Below are 23,269 nucleotides of genomic sequence, written 5' to 3'. Positions count from 1 at the left end.
TACGTGCCGCGTCGGGGGCGTGGCCTCCGGGCCGCGGTCGGCTTCCTGCATGACCCTGCGGATCTCGTCGAGGCCGAGATCGGGCGTGAGGCAGGGTGCCGCCTCGACTGGGTGCCGCGCGTCGCCGATCGGCGGTGGGGCTGCCTCCGGGGTGCACCGGGCCGGGCCGGCGGCGGTGCAACTGCGGTCAGCCGCGCGCCGCGTCGGAGGGGCATGGCCTCCGGGCCGCGGCCGGTTACCAGCATGGCCCGGCGGATCTGATCGAGGCCGAGACCCGGTGGGAGGCATGGCGCCGCGGGTCGCTAGTCGGCGGCGGGGCTGCCGCCGGGGTGCGCCGGGCCGGGGCGGGCGGCGGCGCATCTGCGGTCGGCCGCGTGCCGCGTCGGCGGGGGGTGCCGCAGCCGGACAGGGCGGCTGCGGGGGTTTTCGCGGACGGTGTTCCTCTCCTGCTCCCGGCACGGGGGCCCGCGTCCCCATCCTCAGGGCTGGCGGCGCCGCAACGCTGGCCGATCCACCGGCCGGGCACTGGGGGAAGGCGCCGCGTCGCCGGGGCGAACCGGGCCGGGCCGACGGCGGCGCATTCGCGGTCAGCCGCGCGCCGCGTCGGGGGGCGTGGCCTCCGGGCCGCGGCCGGCTTCCTGCGTGACCCCGCGGATGTCGTCGAGGCCGAGACCGGGTGGGAGGCATGGCGCCGCACCACCGGGACGCCGCACGTCGCGGATTAGCGGCGTCGCTACCTCGCCAGGGCGCCGCGGGTAGCCGATCGGCGGCTAGGCTGCCTCGGGGCGAACCGGGAGGGCGGCGGTGCATTCGCAGTCAGCCGTGTGCCGCGCCGGGGGGCTTGGCCTCCGGGCCGCGGCCGGCTTCCTGCATGACCCGGCGGATCTCGTCGAGGCCGAGGCCCTCGGCGAAGCGCTCCACCGGCAGGCCGCAGCGCTGCTGCCAGTTGGGATGCGCGTCGGTGGTGCCCGGCAGGTTCTGGGCTTCCCGCTGCGCGCAGAGATCGTCGATCTGGACCGAGACGATCTCCGCCGGCGAGACCGCCAGCGCGCGGTGCACCGACCGCCGGGCATCGGCGAAGGACGGCGCGGCGCCGGCCTCCGCCGGGCCGGCGAGGCCGAGCAGCGCCTGCCGGTCGCCCGCCCTGCGGCGGCGGGTCTCCTCCGCGCCGCCCTCGTCGATCCAGCCGAGGCGCTGCCACCAGTCGATGTCGCGGCCGTCCCAGAAGCCCTTCAGGGTCGGCGTGTCATGCGTCCCGAAGCAGACCAGGCTCTTCGGGCGGAGCGCCGCCGCCGGGCGCAGCGTGCCGCTGTCGTCGCGCTCGTATTGCAGCACCGAGTAGCCGTAGAGCCCGCGCGCCGTCAGGGTCTCGCGGAAGCCCTGCGGCACGAGGCCGAGATCCTCGCCGATCACCACGGTCCCGCTGCGCTCGGCCTCGATGGCGACCACCGCCAGCAGCGCCGCGAGCGGCTGGCCGATATAGCCGCCGGGGCTGCCGTCGTCGGGGATCCAGTAGCTGCGGTTCATGCCGAGGACATGGTCGATCCGCAGCACGCCGGCATGGCGCATCGCCGCCGACAGGATGCGCCGCAGCGGTGCATAGCGCCGTTCGGCCAGCTTGCGCGGCGCGTAGCCGGCGAGCTGCCAGTTCTGCCCGTCCGGGCTGAGATGATCGGGCGGGGCGCCGATCGCGACGCCCGCGGCGATCGCGTCCTGCTCGCACCAGGTCTCGGCCGCCCAGCGCCGCGAGCCGACGGCGAGGTCGAGATAGAGGCCGAGCGCCATGCCGGAGCGGCGCGCCCGCGCCTGGGCGCCGGAGAGCTGCGCCGCGGCGAGCCATTGCAGCCATTCGTGGAACCGCAGGCGGCCGGCGAGGCCCGCCGCGGCGGCGGCGGTGGCGGCGCTCGCGGGGTCGCGCAGCGGCGCCGGCCAGCTGCGCCAGTCCGGCCCGTGCGTCTCGCTCAGCGCCTCGTAGAGCGCGAACTGCGAGAGCGCGGCGCCGCCGGCGGCGCGGCCGGCCTCGAACGCCGCCCGGGTCGACGCCCCGGCACCGGCCTCGAAGGCGTGCCAGCCGGCCTCGAGCCGCGCCCGCTGCGCCGGCAGGATCTCGGAATAGCGGATGGTCTCGCGCGCCGGGTCGCCGGCATCGCTACCGGCATCCACCCCGGCGCCGCCCGCCGCGGGCGCCTCCGGCAGGCCGGGAATCCGGTCCGCCGCGACATGCGCGGTGTTGAGAAAGCCCCGGTGCGACGGCGAATAGGGGCTGATCGTCCCGGTATCGCTCCAGCCGATGTTGTGCACCGGGTTGATCCCGAGGAAATCGGCGCCGTGGGCGCCGAACGCCTCGGCCGCCGCGGCGAGGTCCTCGAAATCGCCGAGGCCGCGGTTGCGCGAGGACCAGAGGCCATAGAGCGCCGCGGTCGCGCCCCAGATCCGCGCGCGGCCGGTCGCCCCGGCCACCGAGGGGCAGGCCGGCGGCGCCGCGATCACCGCGATCTCCTCGGTGCGCCCGCCCAGGCTGGCGGTGAGGCTGTGGATGCCGGCGGGCAGCGCCGGCAGCATGGCGCCCTCGGCGGCCCGGCCCTCGGCGGCGATGCCGGGCCGGCCCTCGAGCGCCAGATGCCAGTCGGCGCCGGGCGCCAGCGGCAGCGGCGCCGCGGCGCCGCGCTCGACGATGATCTCTTCGGGGTGCCGGCGCGCCGCCCGCTCGGCGCGGAGCTGGTCCAGCGCCTCGGCCGCCATCGCGTCGTTGTCCACGGCGAGGCCGTTGGCCCGCAGCAGGGCGCGCTTGGTCTCGGGCGCGGTCGGGCGGATCTCGCCGGAGAGGTCGTGGAAGCTCGGCAGGATGCCGAAGGCCGCGGCCAGCGCGTCGAGGCTCTCGTTGCCGCTCATGACGCGCTGCCGGCGGCGGCGAGGGTGAACACGGTCACCGAGCTGCCGGCGATCCGGGCCGAGGCGCCGGTGCAGGCCGCGCTGGCGAAGGCATCCGCCGCGGCGGTGTCGATCCGGCGGACCCAGCAGCGCCCGGGGCCGGGCTCGGGCAGGACCGCCTCGGCGCCCTCGTCGTCGCGGTTGAAGACGATGAAGACGGCATCGCCGTCCGAACCGCCGGCGGCGGTTTCGGCCGAGCCGCGCAGCAGCAGGCTGAGGCGCGACAGGCCGGGATCGCGCCATTGCAGGGCGTTGCCGTCGGGGGCGTGCCACTCGACATCGGGCTTGCCGTCGGCCTCGCGCAGGGCGCCGTGCAGGAACACCGTCTGGCGCACCGCCGGATGGGCCGCCCGGAACCGCGCCAGCCCCTGCACGAAGGCCAGCAGGTCGGCCCCGACCCCGGCATCGGCCCCGCCATCGGCATCGGCATCGGCCCCGGCCCCGGCCCCGGCCCAGTCGATCCAGCCGGTCGGATTGTCCTGGCAATAGGCGTTGTTGTTGCCGTCCTGCGAGTTGCCGATCTCGTCGCCGCCGAGCAGCATCGGCGTGCCCTGCGAGAGGAACAGCGTGGCCAGCAGGTTGCGCTGCCGCCGCATCCGGCGCCGGCAGACCGCCGGGTCGTCGCTCGGCCCCTCGACGCCGCAATTGTCGCTGAAATTCGCGTTGTGCCCGTCGGCGCCGCTCTCGCCATTGGCCAGGTTGTGCCGCTCGTTGTAGCGGGTGACATCGGCCAGGGTGAAGCCGTCATGGGCGGTCAGCATGTTCACCGAGGCCCAGCTCCGGCGGCCGCAGCGGTCGAACTCGCCGGCCGATCCGAGCAGGCGCGCCGCCAGCCCCTGGGTGCTGTGGCTGTCGCCGCGCCAGTATTTCCGCACCGCGTCGCGATACTGGTCGTTCCACTCGGCGAAGCCGTTCGGGAACTCGCCGAGCCGGTAGCCGCCGGGGCCGATGTCCCAGGGCTCGGCGATCAGCTTGACGCCGGCCAGCACCGGGTCCTGCTGCACGCAGTCGAGGAAGCCGCCATTGCGGTCGAAGCCGTGCTCCTCGCGGGCCAGCGCGGTCGCCAGGTCGAACCGGAAGCCGTCGATGCCCATGTGCTGCACCCAGAAGCGCAGGCTGTCCATCACCATGCGCAGCACGAAGGGGTTGGAGACGTCGAGCGTGTTGCCGCAGCCGGTGTCGTTGACATAGTAGCGCGGCTGCCCGGCCAGCAGCCGGTAATAGGCGGCGTTGTCGAGCCCGCGATAGCACAGCGTCGGGCCGCGATGGTCGCCCTCGGCGGTGTGGTTGTAGACGACATCGAGGATCACCTCGATCCCGGCGGCGTGGAAGCGCTCGACCATGGCGCGGAAGCCGGCCAGCCCGGAGGGCCCGAAATAGCGCGGCTCCGGCGCGAAGAAGCCGATCGAGTTGTAGCCCCAGTAGTTCGAGAGCCGCTTGCGCAGCAGGAAGCCCTCGTCGACGAAGGCATGCACCGGCAGCAGCTCGACCGCGGTGATGCCGAGCGCCAGCAGATGCTCGAGCATCGCCTCCGATGCCAGCCCGTCATAGGTGCCCCTGACCGCCTCGGGCACGCCGGGATGCGCGCGGGTCAGCCCCTTCACATGGGCCTCGTAGATCAGCGTCTCGCTCCAGCCGTTGCCGGGGCCGGGCGCGGCGGCGGGAAACAGCGCCGGGTCCGACACCACCGATTTCGGCACATGGGGCGCGCTGTCGCAGGCGCTGTAGGAGAGGTCGAGCTGCGGCGAGTTCTCGTCGTAGCCCCGGGTCGCCGGATGGTCGCTCCAGCGGCCGCGGAACTCGCGGGTATAGGGGTCGAGCAACAGCTTGTGCGGGTTGAAGCGGTGGCCGCGCTCCGGCGCATAGCTGCCATGGGCGCGGTAGCCGTAGAGCGTGCCCGGCGGCAGGCCCGGCTTGTAGCCGTGCCAGACATGGCCGGTGCGCTCCGGCAGGGCGTGCCGCGCGGTCTCCCGGGCGCCGTCGGCGGAGAACAGGCAGAGCTCGATCTTGCGGGCATTGGCGGAATAGACGGCGAAGTTGGTGCCCTCGCCGTCGAAGCTGGCGCCGAGCGGGTTCGGCGAGCCGGGCTGCAGATGCGCGATCATGCCGGCGCCGGCTCCGCCGGGGCCTCGCCGAGCAGGCCGGCATAGAGCGCGAGATAGGCGCGGGCCGACTGGTCCCAGCCGACCGGGTGCTTCATCGCCTGGCGCATCATCTTCTGCCAGAGCGCGGGCTGGCGGTAGAGCTCGCAGGTCCGCGCGATCGCCTGGTCGAGCGCCTGGGCGGTCACCGGCGCGAACTGCACGCCGGTGGCGCAGCCGGCCAGGATCGCCGCCTCGTTCGCGTCGATCACCGTGTCGGCCAGCCCGCCGGTGCGCGCCACCACCGGCAGCGTGCCATAGCGCAGGCCATAGAGCTGGGTCAGGCCGCAGGGCTCGAAGCGCGACGGGATCAGGATCGCGTCGCTCCCGCCCTGCATCAGGTGCGAGAGCGGCTCGTCATAGCCGATCTCCACGCCGACCGAGCCCTTGAACCGGTGCGCCGCCGCGACGAAGCCGGCCTCGAGGCTCTTGTCGCCGCTGCCGAGGAGCGCGAGCCGCGCGCCGCGCGCGACGAGGCCGGGCAGCACCGCCAGCAGCAGGTCGAGGCCCTTCTGCTCGGTCAGCCGGCTGACCACGCAGAACAGCGGGCCGTCGCCATCGGCGGCGGCGTCGAGCCCGAAGCGCTGCTCGATCGCGGCCCGGTTCGCCGCCTTCTTCTTCAGCGAGCGGGCGGTGTAGGTGGCCGCGAGGCTCGGATCGGCGCCGGGGTCCCAGGCATCGAGGTCGATGCCGTTCAGGATGCCCGAGAGATCCGCGCTGCGCGCCTGCAGCACCCCGTGCAGCCCCATGCCGAATTCCGGCGTCAGCAGCTCGCGCGCATAGGTCGGGCTGACGGTGGTGATCCGGTCGCAGCAGGCGAGGCCGCCCTTGAGGAAGCCGAGCTTGCCGAAATACTCGGCCCGCTCCGACACGAAGCTTTCCGGCTCCACCCCCAGCTCGGCGCAGACCGCGGCATCGAACAGGCCCTGGAAGGCGATGTTGTGCACCGTCACCACCGATTTCGGGACCGCGCCGCCGGCCTGGCGCAGATAGACCGGGATCAGCCCGGCCTGCCAGTCATGCGCATGCAGGATGTCGGGCGCCCAGCCCGCGACGCCATCGAGCGCGACGCGGGCGCCGATCCGGCAGAGCGCGCCGAAGCGCAGGTGATTGTCGGCCCAGTCCGCGCCGTCCGGCCCGAGATAGATGTTGCCCGGGCGGTCGAACAGGTGCGGCGCGTCCAGCAGCAGCAGGTCGAGCCCCTCGGCCGTGACCGCGCGCAGCGCCGCCGGGCCGCCGAACAGGTCGTCGATGGCCAGGACCGTGTCCGCCGCCGCCGCATGTTCGCGCAGCGCCGGATAGGCCGGCAGCAGGATCCTGACCTCGGCGCCGAGCGCGGCGAGGGTCTTCGGCACGGCGCCGATCACGTCGGCGAGCCCGCCGGTCTTGACGAAGGGGGCGCATTCGGAGGCGACGAACAACACTTTCATGACGCCGCCTCCGGGGTTTCGCCGCACGGGGCGCCGGCGGGCGGCATCGCCGCTCCCGCCCCCGCCCGGGCCTGCGCCCCCGCCCGGGCGAGCGCAGCCGCCGGCCGGAGGGTTTCGCGGATGCCGGCCGGGGCGGGCACCGGGCCCTGCGCTGCCGGGTCGTGTGGGTCTCGCTTCATCGGTCGCCTCCCGCTTCGGTCCGTGCGTGCTGTCGCTGCTGGTCTCGTTCGCCCCGGAGGGCGGGCCGGCGCCGCCTCAGCGCCGCGGCGCGCGCCCGACATTCCAGATATCCTCGGCATAGCCGGCGATCGTGCGGTCCGAGGAGAACCAGCCGGCATTGCTCGTGTTCAGGATCGCCCGGCGGGTCCAGTCGCCGGTGTCGCGGTAATCCGCGTCGATCCGGCGCTGGGTCTCGTAATAGCTGTCGAAGTCGCAGCTCACCAGGAAGTAGTCGTGGTCGTGCAGCCGGTGCACGAGGCCGGCATAGCGCCGCGGCTCGTCGGGCGAGAACGCGCCGCCGGCGATCTGCTCGAGGACCCGGCGCAGCGTCGGGCTGGCCTCGATGGCATGGCGGGCGAAATCCGGCTCGGCGCGGCGCGCCGTGACCTCCTCGGCGGTCAGCCCGAACAGGTAGAAGTTCTCCGCCCCGACCCGCTCGCGGATCTCGACATTGGCGCCGTCGAGCGTGCCGATGGTCAGCGCGCCGTTCAGCGCGAACTTCATGTTGCCGGTGCCGGAGGCCTCCTTGCCGGCGGTCGAGATCTGCTCCGAGAGATCCGCCGCCGGGACCAGGTATTCCGCCATCGAGACGTTGTAGTTGGCGGGATAGACGATCTGCAGCAGGCCGCGCGCCGCCGGGTCGGCATTGATCGTGCGCGCCACGTCGTTGATCAGGTGGATGATCTCCTTGGCGACGAAATAGCCCGGCGCCGCCTTGCCGGCGAAGATCTTGATGCGCGGGGTCCAGTCGCCGTTCGGGTTGTCGCGGATGGCGTTCCAGAGCGCGACGGTCTCGAGCAGGTTCATCAGCTGGCGCTTGTACTCGTGGATCCGCTTGATCTGGATGTCGAACATCGCGGCGGTGTCGAGCGTGATGCCGTCCCGCGCCTTCAGCCAGGCGGCGAGGCGCTCCTTGTTGGCCTGCTTGGCGGCGCGGAACGCCTCGCGGAAGGCGCCGTCATCGGCCAGCGGCGAGAGCCGCCCGAGCTGCTCGAGATCGTCCGGCCACTCGGTGCCGATGCTGCGGTCGATCAGCCCGCTGAGCGGCCGGTTGCAGGAATAGAGCCAGCGCCGCGGCGTGATCCCGTTGGTCTGGTTGACGATCCGCTCGGGATAGGCCTGGTGCAGGTCGCGGAACACGGTCTGCTTGACGAGGCCGGTATGCAGCGCCGAGACGCCGTTGACCCGGTGCGCCATCACGAAGGCCAGCTCGCCCATCTTGACCGAGCCGTCCTCGATGATCCGGACCGGGCCGCCGGTCGCGGCCAGATGGGCGTCCTCGATCAGCTCGATGATGCGGTGATGGCGCGGCAGGATCTGCGCGAACAGCGCCTCGGGCCAGCGCTCCAGCGCCTCCGGCAGCAGCGTGTGGTTGGTATAGGCGAGGCAGCCGCGCGCGGTGGCGATGGCCTCCGCCATCGGCAGGCCGTGGACATCGGCCAGCAGCCGCACCAGCTCCGGCCCGGCGATCGCGGGATGGGTGTCGTTGAGCTGGATCGCGACATGCTGCGGCAGCTCGGCGAGGGCGTTGCCCTCCGACAGGAACCGGCGCAGCAGGTCCTGGATCGAGGCCGCGGTGAAGAAGTATTCCTGCTTCAGCCGCAGCTCCTTGCCGGTATCGGTGGTGTCGTCGGGATAGAGCACCCGGCTGATCGTGCGGGCCAGCGTCTCCGGCGCGCTCGCCGCCATGTAGTCGCCGCGGTTGAAGCTCTCGAGGTCGAAGAGCCGCGTCGGCTTCGCCGCCCAGAGCCGCAGCGTGTTGGCCCAGCGGCCCTTCCAGCCGATGATCGGCGTGTCGTAGGCGGAGGCGATCACCGTCTCGCCCGGGTGCCAGGCGGCCTTGCCGCCGGATTCGCTGACATAGCCGCCGAAGCCGATCTCGTAGGCCACCTCCGGGCGCTCGAACTCCCAGGCATGGCGCTGGGTCAGCCAGCCCTCCGCCGTCTCGATCTGCCGGCCATCCTCGAAATGCTGCTCGAACAGCCCGTGCTCGTAGCGGATGCCGTAGCCATAGGCCGGGATCTGCAGGGTCGAGAGCGAATCGAGGAAGCACGCCGCCAGCCGGCCGAGGCCGCCATTGCCGAGCGCCGCGTCCGGCTCGTCGGCGACCACGGCGGCATAGTCCTGGCCGAGCGACGCCATCGCCTCCCTGGCGACATCCTCGACGCGCAGGTTGATCGCGATGTCCTCCACCAGCCGGCCGATCAGGAACTCCATCGACAGGTAGTAGACCCGCTTCGCCCTGGCCTCGTAGACCTTGCGGGTGCTGGCGAACCAGGGCGCGACGACGAGGTCGCGCAGGGCCAGCGACAGCGACATCCGCCAGTCATGCAGCGAGGCGTGGGTCTCGTCCTTTCCCAGCGAGTAGTTCAGATGCCGGATGATCTCGCTGCGAAGCGACTGCGCGTCGATCTCGATCGGGGCGTGAAACGTCATGGCGCTCTCCTGTGAGCTGCGGTGTGTGGCGGCGTCCGCGTCATCCGACGGGGATCGCCCTGGGCGGCGGCATCGGGAGATGGCCGGCATGGCCGCAACGCCGTCCGGCGTCTCTCCCGGCAGCCCGATTGCTGTCCGTTCGCGCGAACGCGTAGCCTGCCCCGACGTGATCCGTCCATTCCCGGTCCGTTGAGCGCAGCGCACAGGCCCTTTGCGCATGGCGACCTACAGCCCGGCCTCTCCCCGACGCATATTGTGCGTTGCAGCATGCTGCGTTCGACGCGCTCCGCCCTTCGAGGGGGGCCTTGCCGAAAGGCCCTCCGGGGAGCAGCGCAGGAGAAAGGAAGCTGACATGACGATGACAATCAGCAAGACGGGCGTGCAGGACAGCGCGCCGATGGTCCGGTTCGTTCGCTACCTGGAAGAGGTCCGGGCGCGCCGTGCCGCCGCCCGCGCCCGGCGCCGCCGGGTCGAGGCGATCGAGGCCAGGCTGATGGCGATGAGCGACCGCAACCTCGCCGACATGGGGTTCGTCCGCGCGGATATTCCGCGCATCGCCGAGGCCAGCATCGGCGGAGCGTCCGGGGCGGCGTGAGCCGCGCCGCGCCGCGCCGAAGGGGCCGGGGCCGGCGCTGACCGGCCCGCGGGGGCGCCGATGGGTGGGGATGTGCCCGCTCATGCCGGTGCAGCCCCCCCGTGCCGGGACCGATGCCCGGCCCGATGCCCGGGCCGATGCCCTGCCGCGACGGCCGCAAGCGCCGGATAGAGCGCCCGGTGGCGTGCCAGCCCCTCGGCATAGGCATCCGCCAGCGCATCGGCGGGCTCGCAGCTGCCGGCAAGCGGCAGCGCGGTGCAGACCGCCTCCGGCGCCGCGCCCTCCGCCGCCATCATCCCGAGCCGGGCCGCGCCGAGCGCCGCGATCGAGGCGGCATCGGCGGGGATCTCCACCGGCAGCCCGAGGGCATTGGCGACGGCGTGCAGCAGGGCTCCCGCCCGGGCGCCGCCGCCGACCGCGGTGAGCCGCTCGATGCGGGCGCCGGCGGCCCGCAGCGCGTCGAGATTGTCGCGCAGCGCGAAGCCGATCCCGTCGAGCACCGCCCGCGCCAGTTCGCCGGCGCCGTCGCCGTGGCGCAGCCCGACGAAGGCGCCGCCGACATGCGGGTCGTTGTGCGGCGTGCGCTCGCCGGAGAGATAGGGCAGGAAGCTCACCCGGCCCGGCGCCGCCGGCCCGCCGGCGCCGGCGAGCAGCGCATCGACCGGCTGCCCGGCGAGCCCGGCGAACCAGTCGAGCGCGCTCGCCGCCGACAGCATCACCCCCATCTGGTGCCAGCGCCCCGGCAGGGCGTGGCAGAAGGCGTGCACCGCGGTTCCGGGCGCCGGCAGGAAGCGCTCGGTCGCGGCGAAGATCACGCCCGAGGTGCCGAGCGAGACCAGCGCGCGGCCCGGCGCGACGATCCCGGCGCCGAGCGCCGCGGCCGCGTTGTCGCCGGCGCCGCCGGCGACGCTGACCCCTGCCGCCATGCCCCAGCGCGCCGCGAGGGCGGGCCGGAGCCCGCCGGCCGGCGCGCTGCCCTCGACCAGCCGCGGCATCCGCGCGCGGTCGAGCCCGGTGGCCGCCAGCAGCGCCTCGGACCAGTCGCGCGCGCCGACATCCAGCCAGCCGGTGCCGGAGGCGTCGGACATCTCCGAGACCCGCTCGCCGGTCAGCCAGAGCCGCAGGAAATCCTTCGGCAGCAGCACGCAGCGGGTCGCCGCGAAGGCTGCCGGCTCCGCCGCGCGCAGCCAGGCCAGCTTCGGCGCGGTGAAGCCGGGAAAGACGATGTTGCCGGTGATCGCGCGGAACCGCGGATCGGCATCCAGCGCCGCCGCCTCGGCATGCGCGCGGGTGTCGTTCCAGAGCATGCAGGGCCGCAGCACCGCATCGCCGGCATCGAGCAGCACGGCGCCGTGCATCTGCCCCGAGAGGCCGATGCCCCGCACCGCGGCCAGCGCGGCCGGATGGCTGGCCGCCAGCGCGTCGAGCGCCGCCCCGGCGGCGGCGATCCAGGCCGCCGGGTCCTGCTCCGACCAGCCGGGATGCGGGCGCCGCACCGCGAGCGGCCGCACCGCCGCGCCGAGCGGGCGCTGTGCCTCGTCGACCAGCAGCGCCTTCACCCCGGAGGTGCCGAGATCGATGCCGAGGTAACTCACCTCATCCGCCGTCGAGATAGCGCCTGATCGTGGCCTCGGTGCCCTCCGCCCAGAGGGCGCGGAGCCAGCCGTCGAAGGCGTCGCGGAACGGCGCGGCCCGGCCGGTCTCGCCATAGACCTCGGTCATGCCGAGCCAGGCGCCGGGGTCCTCGCGGGCGGCGCGCGACCGGGCCTGGAGCGCGTCCCAGTTGGGATCGTTGGGGGCGATCGCGGCGCCGCTCTCGGTCTCGCCGTGGCAGTAGCGGCACCACAGCGCCGAGGCCAGCGCAAGGCCGCCGACACCGCGCCCCGCGGCCAGCCGGTCGGCGATCGGCGGCACGATGAACTTGGGCTGGCGGTTCGAGCCGTCGAGGCAGAGCCGGCGGATCGTGTCGCCGATCTTGGGGTTCGAGAAGCGCTCCTCGATCTTGTCGAAATAGGCGCCGAGATCGGTATCCGGCACCGGCGGCAGCTCGGGAATGATCTCCTCCTGCTCGATCTTGCGCAGGAAGGCGCGGACCAGCGGATCGGCCATCGCCTCATGCGCGAAGTGGATGTCCAGCAGCCCCGCCGGATAGGCGATGATCGCGTGCCCGCCGTTGAGGATGCGGATCTTCATGTGCTCGTAGGGCGCGACATCCGGCACGAACTGCACGCCGACGGTCTCCAGCGCCGGGCGGCCGGCGGGGAAGGTATCCTCCAGCACCCATTGCATGAAGTCCTCGCAGAACACCGGCCAGGCGTCGGCGATGGCGAAGTCGCGCAGCACGATCTCGCGCTCGCGGTCGCCGGTGGCGGGGGTGATGCGGTCCACCATGCCGTTGGGGAAGGCGACGGTCTCCGCGATCCAGTCGGCGAAGCCGGGGTCGGAGAGCCGCGCCAGCCCGGTCAGCGTGTTGCGGGTGACCGCGCCGTTGTGGGGGATGTTGTCGCAGCACATCACGGTGAAGGGCGCATGGCCGGCGGCGCGGCGGGCGCGCAGCCCGGCCAGGATCAGCCCGAACACGGTCTTCGGCGCCTCCGGGCTGGCGGCATCGGCGACGATCGCGGGATGGCCCGGATCGAACTGCCCGGTGGCGGCGTCGATGAAGTATCCGCCCTCGGTGATGGTCAGCGAGACGATGCGGGTCTCCGGGCGGGCCAGCGCCGCGACGGTGGCGGCGACGTCGCCGACCGGCAGCATGTCGGTCATCCCGCCGGTGATGCGCGCCGAGGAGGCCGCGGCCGACTGCGCGACCACGGTGGTCAGGTAGTCCTGGCTCGCGAAGATCTCGCGGGCCCGGGCATCGGAGGGCAGCACGCCGGCACCGAGGATCGCCCAGTCGTGATCGCGCCCGCTCTCGAACAGCCGGTCGAGATAGACCGCCTGGTGCGCGCGGTGGAAGTTGCCGACCCCGAAATGCACGATGCCGGGGGTCAGCGCGGCGCGGTCATAGGTCGGCACCGTGGCCGTGGTCAGCCCGGCAAGGGTCGCGTCGGAGAGTTTCGTTGCCATGATTGTTCTCAGTTCATCCACTGGCCGCCATCGACGTTGAAGCATTGCGACACGATGTAGTCGGCCTCGCTGGTGGCCAGGAAGATCGCCATGCCCGTCAGGTCCTCGGCGACGCCCATGCGGCCATAGGGGACGCCTTCGCCGACCTCGCGTTTCTTCTGGCCCGGCGGCTTGCCCTCGTAGCGCGCGAAGAAGGCGTCGACGCCGTCCCAGTGCTCGCCGTCGACGACGCCGGGGGCGATCGCGTTCACGTTGATGCCGTGCCCGATCAGGTCGAGCCCGGCCGACTGGGTCAGGCTGATCACCGCGGCCTTGGTGGCGCAGTAGACGGCGACGAGCGGCTCGCCGCGCCGGCCGGCCTGGCTGGCCATGTTGATGATCCTGCCGCCGCCGCCGCGCGCGATCATGTGGCGGGCGACGGCCTGCATGGTGAAGAGCACGCCGCCGATGTTGACATCGACCAGGCGGCGGAAGTCGTCGCGGTCGATCTCGACGATCGGGGCGGCCGAGAACAGGGCGGCGTTGTTGATCAGGATGTCGATGCGCCCGAGCCGCGCCACGGTCTCGGCCACCGCGGCCTCGATCGAGGCCTGGTCGGTCACATCCATCGCGACCGCGATCGCGGCGTCGCCGAGGCCATCGGCGGCGCTCCGGGCGCCGGCGATGTCGATATCGGCGAGCGCCACCCGGGCGCCCTCGCGCACATAGGCCCCGGCGAAGCCGAGCCCGATGCCGCGCGCCGCCCCGGTGATCAGCGCCGTCCTGTCCGCGAGGCGCTTCACGGCAGCCTCAGCCCGTCCTTGCCGAAGCGGTGGAGCTGGTCGGCGCGCGGCGTCATGAAGATCGTGTCGCCGTGCTTGAAGCCGACCTCGCCGGAGGCGCGGACGGTCATGGTCTCGGCCAGCCCGGTGTCCTGGACATGGAAGAAGGTATCCGAGCCGAGATGCTCGGAGACCATCACGGTGCCCTGCCATTCGCCCGACTGGTCCGAGACCTCGATGTGCTCGGGCCGGATGCCGATGGCATGGGCGCCGTGCTGGGCGGCGGCGTTGCCCTCGATCAGGTTCATCTTCGGCGAGCCGATGAAGCCGGCGACGAAGAGGTTGCGCGGCTCGCGGTAGAGCGTGAGCGGCGAGCCGACCTGCTCGATATGGCCGGCGCGCAGCACGACGATCTTGTCGGCCATGGTCATCGCCTCGACCTGGTCGTGGGTGACGTAGATCATCGTCGTGGCCAGCCGCTCGTGCAGCTCGCTGATCTCGAGCCGCATGCCGACGCGCAGCGCCGCGTCGAGGTTCGACAGCGGCTCGTCGAACAGGAAGGCCGCCGGCTCGCGCACGATGGCCCGCCCGATCGCCACGCGCTGGCGCTGGCCGCCCGAGAGCTGGCCCGGCCGGCGATCGAGATAGTCGGTCAGGTTGAGCGCCTTGGCGGCGCTGTCGATGCGCCGCTTCTGCTCGTCCTCCGGCATGCCCGCCATCTTCATCGGGAAGGCGATGTTCTTGCGCACGGTCATGTGCGGATAGAGCGCGTAGGACTGGAAGACCATGGCCAGGCGGCGCTTGGCCGGCGGTGCGGCGGTGGCGTCGGTGCCGTCGATCTCGATGTTGCCCGAGGTGACATCCTCGAGCCCGGCGATCAGCCGCAGCAGCGTGGACTTGCCGCAGCCCGAGGGGCCGACGAAGACCACGAACTCGCCGTCCTCGATCTCGAGATCCAGCGGCGGGATGACGTTGGTCTCGCCGAAGCTCTTGGTCACCTTCTTGAGTACGATGCGTCCCATGTCTCGTCTCCCTTATTTGACGGCGCCGAAGGTCAGGCCGCGCACGAGCTGCTTCTGGCTGAACCAGCCGATGATCAGGATCGGTGCGATGGCCATGGTCGAGGCCGCCGAGAGCTTGGCGTAGAACAGTCCCTCCGGGCTCGAATAGCTGGCGATGAAGGCGGTGAGCGGTGCCGCGTCGTCGGCGGTCAGGTTGATCGTCCAGAACGCCTCGTTCCAGGCCAGGATCACGTTCAGCAGCAGCGTCGACGCGATCCCCGGCACCGCCATCGGTGTCAGGATGTAGATGATCTCCTCGCGCAGGGTGGCGCCGTCCATCCGCGCCGCCTCGAGGATGTCGACCGGGATCTCGCGGAAATAGGTGAACAGCATCCAGATGATGATCGGCAGGTTGATCAGCGTCATGACGATCACCAGCCCGATCCGGGTGTCGAGCAGGCCGACATCGCGGAAGATCAGGTAGATCGGCACCAGCACGCCGACCGGCGGCAGCATCTTGGTGCTGAGCATCCACATCAGGATGTCCTTGGTGCGCCGCGCCGGCTGGAAGGCCATCGACCAGGCCGCCGGGATCGCGATGGCCAGGCCGATCAGCGTCGAGCCGAGCGCGATGATCACCGAGTTCATGAAGTGGTGGAAGTAGTTCGACCGCTCCTGCACCGTGGTGTAGTTCTCCGTCGTCCAGTCGAAGGCGAAGAACACCGGAGGATCGGCGATCGCCTGCGCCTCGGTCTTGAAGCTGGTCAGGATGGTCCAGAGGATCGGGAAGAAGATCAGCAGCCCGATCCCCCAGGCGACCAGCGTGAAGGTCCATTTCTGGCGGGGTGTGATTGCGCGTGCCATGTTTCCGATCCCCTCAGAGGTCCAGGTTCTTGCCGATCATCCGCATCAGGAAGATCGCAACGATGTTGGCGAGGATGATGGCGAACACGCCGCCGGCCGAGCCGAGTCCGACATCGAACTGCAGCAGCGACTGCGCATAGATCAGGTAGGTCAGGTTGGTCGATGCCGTGCCCGGACCGCCGCTGGTGGTCACCAGGATCTCGGCGAAGATCGAGAGCAGGAAGATCGTCTGGATCAGGATCACCACGGTGATCGCGCGCGCCAGATGCGGCAGCATGATGTACCAGAACCGCGCCACGCCGGTCGCGCCGTCCATCTCCGCGGCCTCGAGCTGCTCGCTGTCGAGCGACTGGAAGGCGGTCAGCAGGATCAGCGTCGCGAAGGGCAGCCATTGCCACGAGACGATCAGGATGATCGACAGCAGCGGCACGGTGGAGAGGAAATCGAAGGCCTCGAACCCCAGCCCCTTCGCCAGATGCGCGAAGAGCCCGTTCACCGGGTTCATGAACATGTTTTTCCAGACCAGCGCCGAGACCGTGGGCATCACGAAGAAGGGCGCGATCACCAGGATGCGCACGATGCCCTGGCCGAACATCGGCTGGTTGAGCAGCAGCGCCAGCATGGTGCCGCCGACCACGGTGATGATCAGCACGCCGACCACGAGCATGACGGTGTTCCACACCGCCCCCGTGAACGCCGGGTCGGTGAAGAAGAACTCGTAGTTCTCGAGCCCGACGAACGGATTGTCGCCCGGCATCAGCAGGTTGTAACGCAGGACCGAGAAGTAGATCGTCAGGCCCAGCGGGATCAGCATCCAGGCGAGAAGCAGGATCACCGCCGGAGAGATCATCAGACGTGCAGCGGCACGCGAATGTTGCGTGGCCATCTTGGCCTCCTCCCCTTTGTTCGTCTCTGATTGGGCCGGCGCCGAACGGGCGGCGCCGGCCGGAGCGTCAGCGTGTCGTCACTTCGGGTAGCCGGCCCGGCGCATCTCGCGCTCGGCAAGCACCTGGGCATTCTGCAGCGCCTGCTCGGCGGTGATCTGCCCGGCGAGCGCCGCCGAGAACTGCTGGCCGATCGCCGTGGCGATGCCCTGGAACTCCGGGATCGCGACGAACTGGACGCCGACATAGGGCACCGGATCGACCGTCGGGTTCTTCGGATCGGCCGAGCTGATGCTGTCCAGCGTCATCTGCGCGAACGGCACCTTCTGGTACTCGGGGTTGGCATAGAGCGAGGCGCGGGTGCCCGGCGGCACGTTGGCCCAGCCCTCCTTGTCGGCGACCAGCTCGAGATAGGCCTTCGAGGTCGCCCAGGCGACGAACTTCTTGGCCGCTTCCTCGGAATCGGTGCCGGCAGGGATCCCCAGCGACCAGGCCCAGAGCCAGTTGCCCCGCTTGCCGAGCCCGTTGTCGGGCGCCAGCGCGAAGCCGACCTTGTCGGCGACCTGGCTGTCCTTGGGGTTGGTCACGAAGGAGGCGGCGACGGTGGCGTCGATCCACATCGCGCATTTGCCGGTCTGGAACAGCGCGAGGTTCTCGTTGAAGCCGTTCGACGCCGAGCCCGGAGGGCCGGCCTCCTGCATCAGGTCGATATACATGGTCAGGGTCTGCTTCCATGCATCGCTGTCGAACTGCGGCTTCCACTCCTCGTCGAACCAGCGCGCGCCATAGCTGTTGGCGGTGGCGGTCAAGAAGGCGATGTTCTCGCCCCAGCCGGCCTTGCCGCGCAGGCAGATGCCGTAGATCTCGCCGTCCTTGTCGGTGAGCTTGCGGGCGGCCTCGTTGATGAAGTCCCAGCTCGGCGCAGCGGGCATCTCGAGCCCGGCCGCCTCGAACAGGTCGGTGCGGTACATCACCATCGAGCTCTCGCCGTAGAACGGCGCGGCATAGAGCTTGCCGTCGACGGTCAGCCCGTCGCGGATCGACGGCAGCAGATCGTCGATGTCGTAATCCGCCGGCAGGTCGTCGAGCGCGACCAGCCAGCCCTGCGCGGCCCAGATCGGCACCTCGTAGGTGCCGATGGTCATCACGTCGTACTGCCCGCCCTGGGTCGCGACATCGGTGGTCACCCGCTGGCGCAGCACGTTCTCCTCGAGCGTGACCCAGTTGACCTCGATGTCGGGATGCAGCGCGTTGAACTCCGCCGTGAGCCCCTGCATCCGGATCATGTCGCCGTTGTTAACCGTGGCGATGGTGATCGTCTCGGCCAAAGTCATCGGCGCTGCAAGCAACGTCGCAGATGCGGCAGCCCCAGCTAGCGACTTAATAAACCTCATTGGTTTCCTCCTGTTTGGCATCGACGTTTTTTTTAGTCGTCGCTTGGCGCCCCAATCGAGTCAAGTAAGGCCGGACCGTAGTTAAGTCGAACCATACCGCTCGACGGCGCCCTTGCGATGCGAGCGACGGGCCACCTCACCACCCGGAACGGACCCGGGGAGCCTGGCGGGCAGCTGCCGCGACTCTCGTGTCTTTTTAATAAAGCATTTTGATTTATGTGACAACAGAAACTTTACCAATGGGCGTCGATGCGGGGGGCGGCGGCGGCGGGCGGGGCGGCCCTGCGGCGCGGCGTGGCGGGGCCCGCGAGCGCTCTCCGGCGCGGCTGCGGAGGATGGCCCAAGGCTTTTTGCCGGAGGGGGATTTCCGGCCCTGCCGGGCATGTCTCCCGGTCAGGTCTCCCCGCCGCCGCGCGCCGCCACCCGCCGACCCGGCCGCCGCCGCCCGCCAGCCCGGCCGCCCCGCGTCAGGCGCCGGCGGCGCCGCCGGCGGCCTCCCAGGGCGGGGTGCCGGCGAATCGCTCCACCAGGTGGTCGAGGAACACGCGGATCTTGGCGGGCAGGTTGCGCCGGTCGGCATAGACCGCGACGATGTTCGTCGTGTCGTCGACCAGCCCGGGCAGGAGATGCTCGAGCCGGCCGCGGCGGAGGTCTTCGGCGACCAGATATGTCGGCAGGCGCGCGATGCCCATGCCCGCCAGCACGGCCTGGTGGATGGCATCGGCGCTGTTCGCCTCGAAGGAGCCGGTCGCCACCACCGTGGTCTGCCCGGCGCCCGATCCGAACTCCCAGGCGTTCCAGCTCTCCACCGTCGAGAGGCGCAGGCAGTTGTGGTCGGCCAGCGCCTCCGGGGTCGCGGGCCGCCCGAAGCGCTCGAGATAGGCCGGCGCGGCGCAGATCACCCGGGGGTTGGCGGTGAGCCGGCGGGCGACCACGCTCTGGTCGGCGATCTGCTCGGAGAACCGGATGGCGACGTCGATGCCGTCGGCCTCGATGTCGATCGGCCGGTCGCTGAGCTCCAGCGAGATGTCGAGATCGGGATGGCGGCGGGCAAACTCGGGCAGCGCCGCCACCAGGTGCATCCGCCCGAAGGCGACGGTCGAGCCGATCCGCAGCAGCCCGACCGGCCGGGTGCCGAGGCCCACCGTCTCGGCCTCGGCCTCGGCGACGCGCGCGGCGACGTCGCGGCTGCGCTCGAGAAAGCCCGCGCCCGCCTCGGTGACGGTCAGGCCATGCCGGGTCCGGTGCAGCAGGCGCACGCCGAGCCGGTCCTCGAGATTGGCGATCTGCCGGCTCAGCGCCGAGGGCGTCTGGCCGAGCGTGCGCGCGGCGGCGGAGAAGCTGCCATGCTCCATCACCTTCGCGAACAGCACCATCTGGCTGGACAGGTCCATGTCACGTGTCCTCCCGAACGTTCGCGCCCGTGGCTTCCGCGGTGCCCATGGCTTCGGCAGCGCCCGTGGCTTCGGCGGCGCCCGCGGCTTCAGCGGCGCCCGTTGCTTCGGCAGCGCCCGCGGCTACGGTGGCGTCCGTGGCTTCGGCAGCGCCCGCGGCCTCGGCAGCGCCCGTGGCTTCGGCAGCGCCCTTGGCTTCGGCAGCGCCCTTGGCTTCGGCAGCGCCCTTGGCTTCGGCAGCGCCCGCGGCTTCGGTGTCGCCTGCGGCTTCAGCGGCGCCCTTGGCTTCAGCGGCGCCCGCGGCCTCGGCAGCCCCGCGGCTTCGGCGGCGCCTGCGGCGCCTGCCGGCGGCGCGCCCCGGCCGCCCCGGCGAACGGCGGGCGGCCGCTGCGGAGGCGCCGCGCTAGGCGCCGGCCGCAGCCGGCTTCCTGCCGGCGACCAGCAGCTTGGGGTCCGGCGAGAAGCGCACCCGCAGCGGCATCAGGGCGGCGCCGAGCACCCGCGCCGGCGGCCCGACCGAGCCGGTGACGAGCTGCGGCACGACGATGCCGCGCAGGTCGAACCGCGTGAGCGCCGTGCGCACCTGGCGCACGATGTCGCGGCGCCACTGCGGCGGCAGCACGCCGTCGATCACCACCGTCTCGAAATCGAGGATCGCCAGCGCCGAGACGATGGCGCGGGCGATGCCGTCGATGTTCTCGTCGCGCCAGGCGCGGTAGACCGCCTCCGCCTCGGGCGTCGGCTCGGCGTCGAACACCGTCTCGAAGCGGATGCCCGCATCCGACAGCGCGCGCTCCAGCGCGATCACCGATGCGGTGCCGACGAGCTGCGCCGGCCGGCCCGAGGCGGCGGCGGTGCAGGTCGGCATCGAGGCGATGGCGCCGGCATTCCCGGCGGCGCCCTGGTAGAGCCGCCCGTCGATCACGATGCCGGCGCCGATGAAGGCGCCGAGATAGAGATAGAGCGCGCTCGACCGGGTGATGCCGTCGCCCAGCATCATCTCGGCGGCGCAGGCCGCGGTGGCGTCGTTGAGCACCACGGTGGACAGCGCCGAGCGCGCGCCGATCACCGCGGCGGGGTCGAGCGTGCCCCAGCCCTCGAGCCGCTCCGGCGCGACGCCGAGCTCGTCGGACCAGAGCTCGATATCGCTCGGCATCGCCAGGCCGACGCCGCAGATCCGCGCCCGCTCGGCCTCGCCGAGCTCGGCGGCCAGCGCCTCGACATAGCGGCACGCGGTCTCGAGCGCCTCGTCGGGAATCGGCGCGGCATGCGGCTTCTGCCGCCGCGCCACGACCGCGCCGGTGAAATCGACCAGGATCGCATCGGTGCTGCTGCGGCCGATCTTCACGCCGATCGAGAAGGCGCCCCGCGGGTTGATCATGTTCGGCGTCGAGGGCTGCCCGACCTGGCCGCGGATCTTCTCGCCCTGCAACAGCAGGCCGTCGTCGAGCAGGCTGGTGACGATGACCTTGGCCGCCTGCCCGCTGAGCCCGGTGGCGCGGGCGATCTCCGCCTTCGACAACGGACCGGCGCGGAGGATGGCGTCGATCACCAGCCTCTCGTTGTAAGCCCGCAGCCCGACGGTATTGCCGCCCCTCATGCCCAGATCCTCTTGCAACCGGTTCGCGAGCATAATTCGAATCAAAAAGCAAAGCAATATGATTTTCCTATTGACAACCATGCCTCCCGAAAGGTTAATCGGCGGCATCGCGCGCCAGCCGCCGGTCCGCCTCGGCATCGGGCGACGGCGCCCTGTGGTGTGCCGGACCGGTCTGGTAACCTGTGCGCGGATGCACGGCACCCGGCCGGTCGGCGGCCGCGCGACAGCGAGGGAGGAAAGGATGTTCCTTGTCTGCGGCGAAGCGCTGTTCGACCTCTTCGGCACGGAGGGGCCGTCGGGCCTGGCCTTCGACGCGCGCATCGGGGGCTCGCCCTTCAACGTGGCCGTCGGCCTTGCCCGGCTCGGCCAGCCGGCCGGGCTGTTCACCGGGCTCTCGACCGATCCGCTCGGCGTGCGGCTGGCCGCGGCGCTGGCGGCCGAGGGTGTCGCGACCGGCTTCCTCAAGCGCACCGCGCATCCGACCACGCTGTCGGTGGTCGATCTCGACGCCGCCGGGCACCCGGCCTATGCCTTCTACGGCACCGGCGCGGCCGACCGGATGATCGCGCCCGCCGACCTGCCGGCGCTCGGCGCCGATGTCTGGGGCATCCATGCCGGCTCCTACTCGCTGGTCGTCGAGCCGGTCGGCAGCGCGCTGCTGGCGCTGTTCGAGCGCGAGCGCGGCCGCCGCCTGCTGACCCTCGACCCCAATGTCCGGCTCAATGTCGAGCCCGATGTCGATCTCTGGCGCGCCCGCATCGACGCCTTCGTCCGCCTCGCCGATGTCGTCAAGGTCTCGGACGAGGATCTCGGCCTGCTCTATCCGGGCCGGACCGCCGGCGAGATCGGCGCGCAGTGGCGCGCCGCCGGGGCCGGGCTGGTGGTGGTGACCCGCGGCGCCAACGGGGCCGAGATCTTCGGCGCGCATGGCAGCCTCGCGGTTCCCGGCCGGCGCATCGCGGTGGTCGACACGGTCGGCGCCGGCGACACCTTCCAGGCCGCCGTCATCGCCGCGCTCGGCGAGCTCGGCATCCGCAGCCGCGCCGATCTCGACGCGGCGCCGCGGCAGAGCCTGCTCGACATCGCCGCGTTCGCCGTCATGGCCTCCGGCATCACCTGCACCCGGCGCGGCGCCGACCTGCCGCGGCGGGCCGAGCTGCCGGCCGGCATCGGAGGGTCTGTCTGATGGTTGCGCGCGTTGTTCCTGTCGGGGCCTTCGATCTCGTGGTGTTCGGCGCGACGGGGGATCTGGCGCGGCGCAAGCTGATCCCGGCGCTGTATCACCGGCTGCATGACGGCCAGATGCCGGACGGGGCGCGGGTGATCGGCGCGGCGCGCAGCGAGCTCGACGCGGACGGGTTCCGCCGGATGGCGGATGCGGCGCTCGGCGAGTTCGTCGGGGCCTCGGCGCTGGAGCCGGAGGCGCGGGCGCGGTTTCTCGCGACGCTGGACTATGTGCAGCTGGACGCGGTCTCCGGCGAGGGGCTGGAGGCGCTCGGGGCGGCGCTCGGCCCGGCCGAGCCGGGGCGCCCGCGGGCGTTCTATCTCTCGGTGGCGCCGCGCTTCTTCGGGCCGATCGCCGAGCAGATCCACGCCCATGGCCTGGCCGGGCCGGACTGCCGGATCGTCATCGAGAAGCCGCTCGGGCACGATCTCGCCACGGCGCGGGCGCTGAACGCCTGCTTCACCGGGCATTTCGACGAGCGCCAGATCTACCGGATCGACCATTATCTCGGCAAGGAGACGGTGCAGAACCTGATGGCGCTGCGCTTTGCCAATGCGCTGTTCGAGCCGCTCTGGAACGCGCGCCATGTCGACCATGTGCAGATCACGGTGGCGGAGAGCGTCGGGGTCGACGGCCGCGGGCCGTATTACGACGGCGTCGGGGCGATGCGGGACATGGTGCAGAACCACCTGCTGCAGCTGCTGTGCCTGATCGCCATGGAGCCGCCGGCGCGCTTCGAGCCGGATGCGGTGCGCGACGAGAAGCTGAAGGTGCTGCGCGCGCTCGCCCCGGTGGCCGAGGCCGACGTGGTGCGCGGGCAGTACATGGGCAGCAACGGCAGCGCGGCCTATACTGCGGAGGCGGAGGCGGCGGACAGCCTGACCGAGAGCTTCGTGGCGCTGCGCGCCGGGGTGGACAACTGGCGCTGGGCCGGGGTGCCGTTCTACCTGCGCACCGGCAAGCGGCTGCGCGCGCGGGTCTCGGAGATCGCGGTGGCGTTCCGCGAGGTGCCGCACCTGATCTTCCCGGCGCGCGGCGGGCGGGCGCAGCAGAACGTGCTGGCGATCCGGCTGCAGCCGGACGAGGGGATCCGGCTCAGCATGACGATCAAGGACCCCGGTCCGGGCGGCATGCGGCTGGCGCCGGCGGAGCTCGACATGACCTTCGCGGACCGGCTGGCGGCGAGCGCGCTCCGGATGCCGGATGCCTATGAGCGGCTGGTGATGGACGTGATCCGGGGCGACCAGACGCTGTTCATGCGCGGCGACGAGGTGGAGGCGGCCTGGGCCTGGATCGATCCGATCATCGCCGGCTGGGAGGAGCGG

The 23,269-nt window shown here is 71.8% G+C and carries 16 protein-coding genes; 3 read left to right on the top strand and 13 right to left on the bottom strand.

Features of this window, described 5'->3' with window-relative positions; genetic code table 11:
- Positions 1–816: 816 nt before the first annotated feature.
- The 4 genes from malQ to QSJ97_RS09095 all read right to left on the bottom strand — a co-directional run bounded on the left by malQ (position 817) and on the right by QSJ97_RS09095 (position 9,157).
- Positions 817–2,892, bottom strand: coding sequence for a 4-alpha-glucanotransferase (gene malQ / locus QSJ97_RS09110; protein ID WP_285671424.1), 2,076 nt, complete (start codon positions 2,890–2,892; stop codon positions 817–819).
- Positions 2,889–5,036, bottom strand: a complete 2,148-nt coding sequence (glgX, locus tag QSJ97_RS09105; protein ID WP_285671423.1) for a glycogen debranching protein GlgX — start codon at positions 5,034–5,036, stop codon at positions 2,889–2,891. The genes malQ and glgX overlap by 4 nt, the downstream gene beginning before the upstream one ends.
- Complete coding sequence (gene glgA / locus QSJ97_RS09100) at positions 5,033–6,502, bottom strand: glycogen synthase GlgA (RefSeq protein ID WP_285671422.1); 1,470 nt, start codon at positions 6,500–6,502, stop codon at positions 5,033–5,035. Before glgA ends, glgX begins: the two co-directional genes overlap by 4 nt.
- A gap of 255 nt (positions 6,503–6,757) precedes the next feature.
- Positions 6,758–9,157, bottom strand: coding sequence for a glycogen/starch/alpha-glucan phosphorylase (locus QSJ97_RS09095; RefSeq protein ID WP_285671421.1), 2,400 nt, complete (start codon positions 9,155–9,157; stop codon positions 6,758–6,760).
- Between the two features lie 352 nt (positions 9,158–9,509).
- Here QSJ97_RS09095 and QSJ97_RS09090 point away from each other — a divergent pair, with 352 nt between their 5' ends.
- Entirely contained in the window at positions 9,510–9,752 is a 243-nt protein-coding gene (locus QSJ97_RS09090) for a hypothetical protein (RefSeq protein ID WP_285671420.1), read from the top strand.
- A gap of 80 nt (positions 9,753–9,832) precedes the next feature.
- Here the strand turns inward: QSJ97_RS09090 and xylB are convergent, their stop codons facing one another.
- The 9 genes from xylB to QSJ97_RS09045 all read right to left on the bottom strand — a co-directional run bounded on the left by xylB (position 9,833) and on the right by QSJ97_RS09045 (position 20,719).
- Complete coding sequence (xylB, locus tag QSJ97_RS09085) at positions 9,833–11,347, bottom strand: xylulokinase (protein ID WP_285671419.1); 1,515 nt, start codon at positions 11,345–11,347, stop codon at positions 9,833–9,835.
- A 1-nt stretch (position 11,348) separates the two neighbouring features.
- Positions 11,349–12,821: a mannitol dehydrogenase family protein gene (locus QSJ97_RS09080; RefSeq protein WP_285671418.1), complete on the bottom strand. Its 1,473-nt coding sequence runs from the start codon at positions 12,819–12,821 to the stop codon at positions 11,349–11,351.
- Between the two features lie 8 nt (positions 12,822–12,829).
- Positions 12,830–13,603, bottom strand: a complete 774-nt coding sequence (locus tag QSJ97_RS09075; protein ID WP_285671417.1) for an L-iditol 2-dehydrogenase — start codon at positions 13,601–13,603, stop codon at positions 12,830–12,832.
- A complete protein-coding gene (locus QSJ97_RS09070; protein WP_285671416.1) occupies positions 13,600–14,604 on the bottom strand; it encodes an ABC transporter ATP-binding protein in 1,005 nt (334 codons plus the stop codon). The genes QSJ97_RS09075 and QSJ97_RS09070 overlap by 4 nt, the downstream gene beginning before the upstream one ends.
- A 12-nt stretch (positions 14,605–14,616) precedes the next feature.
- On the bottom strand, positions 14,617–15,447 hold the full coding sequence (locus tag QSJ97_RS09065) for a carbohydrate ABC transporter permease (RefSeq protein ID WP_285671415.1): 831 nt from the start codon (positions 15,445–15,447) through the stop codon (positions 14,617–14,619).
- 13 nt (positions 15,448–15,460) lie between these two features.
- On the bottom strand, positions 15,461–16,333 hold the full coding sequence (locus QSJ97_RS09060) for a carbohydrate ABC transporter permease (protein WP_285671414.1): 873 nt from the start codon (positions 16,331–16,333) through the stop codon (positions 15,461–15,463).
- Positions 16,334–16,411: 78 nt separating this feature from the next.
- Positions 16,412–17,665 carry an ABC transporter substrate-binding protein gene (locus QSJ97_RS09055; RefSeq protein ID WP_285671413.1) on the bottom strand — a complete coding sequence of 418 codons (1,254 nt, stop codon included), beginning with the start codon at positions 17,663–17,665 and terminating at the stop codon, positions 16,412–16,414.
- A gap of 527 nt (positions 17,666–18,192) precedes the next feature.
- Positions 18,193–19,119, bottom strand: a complete 927-nt coding sequence (locus QSJ97_RS09050) for a LysR family transcriptional regulator (RefSeq protein WP_285671412.1) — start codon at positions 19,117–19,119, stop codon at positions 18,193–18,195.
- A 403-nt stretch (positions 19,120–19,522) separates the two neighbouring features.
- Positions 19,523–20,719, bottom strand: a complete 1,197-nt coding sequence (locus QSJ97_RS09045; protein ID WP_285671411.1) for an ROK family protein — start codon at positions 20,717–20,719, stop codon at positions 19,523–19,525.
- A gap of 241 nt (positions 20,720–20,960) precedes the next feature.
- Between QSJ97_RS09045 and QSJ97_RS09040 the strand changes: the two genes are divergently transcribed.
- A complete protein-coding gene (locus tag QSJ97_RS09040; protein ID WP_285671410.1) occupies positions 20,961–21,905 on the top strand; it encodes a carbohydrate kinase family protein in 945 nt (314 codons plus the stop codon).
- On the top strand, positions 21,905–23,269 hold a 1,365-nt coding region (zwf, locus tag QSJ97_RS09035), incomplete at its 3' end, for a glucose-6-phosphate dehydrogenase (RefSeq protein WP_285671409.1). The genes QSJ97_RS09040 and zwf, both read left to right, overlap by 1 nt.

This window comes from Paralimibaculum aggregatum (assembly GCF_030270585.1).
GTDB lineage: Bacteria > Pseudomonadota > Alphaproteobacteria > Rhodobacterales > Rhodobacteraceae > Thermohalobaculum > Thermohalobaculum aggregatum.
Note: the sequence above shows the minus strand (reverse complement) of the source record. Positions and strands in the feature narration are given on the sequence as shown.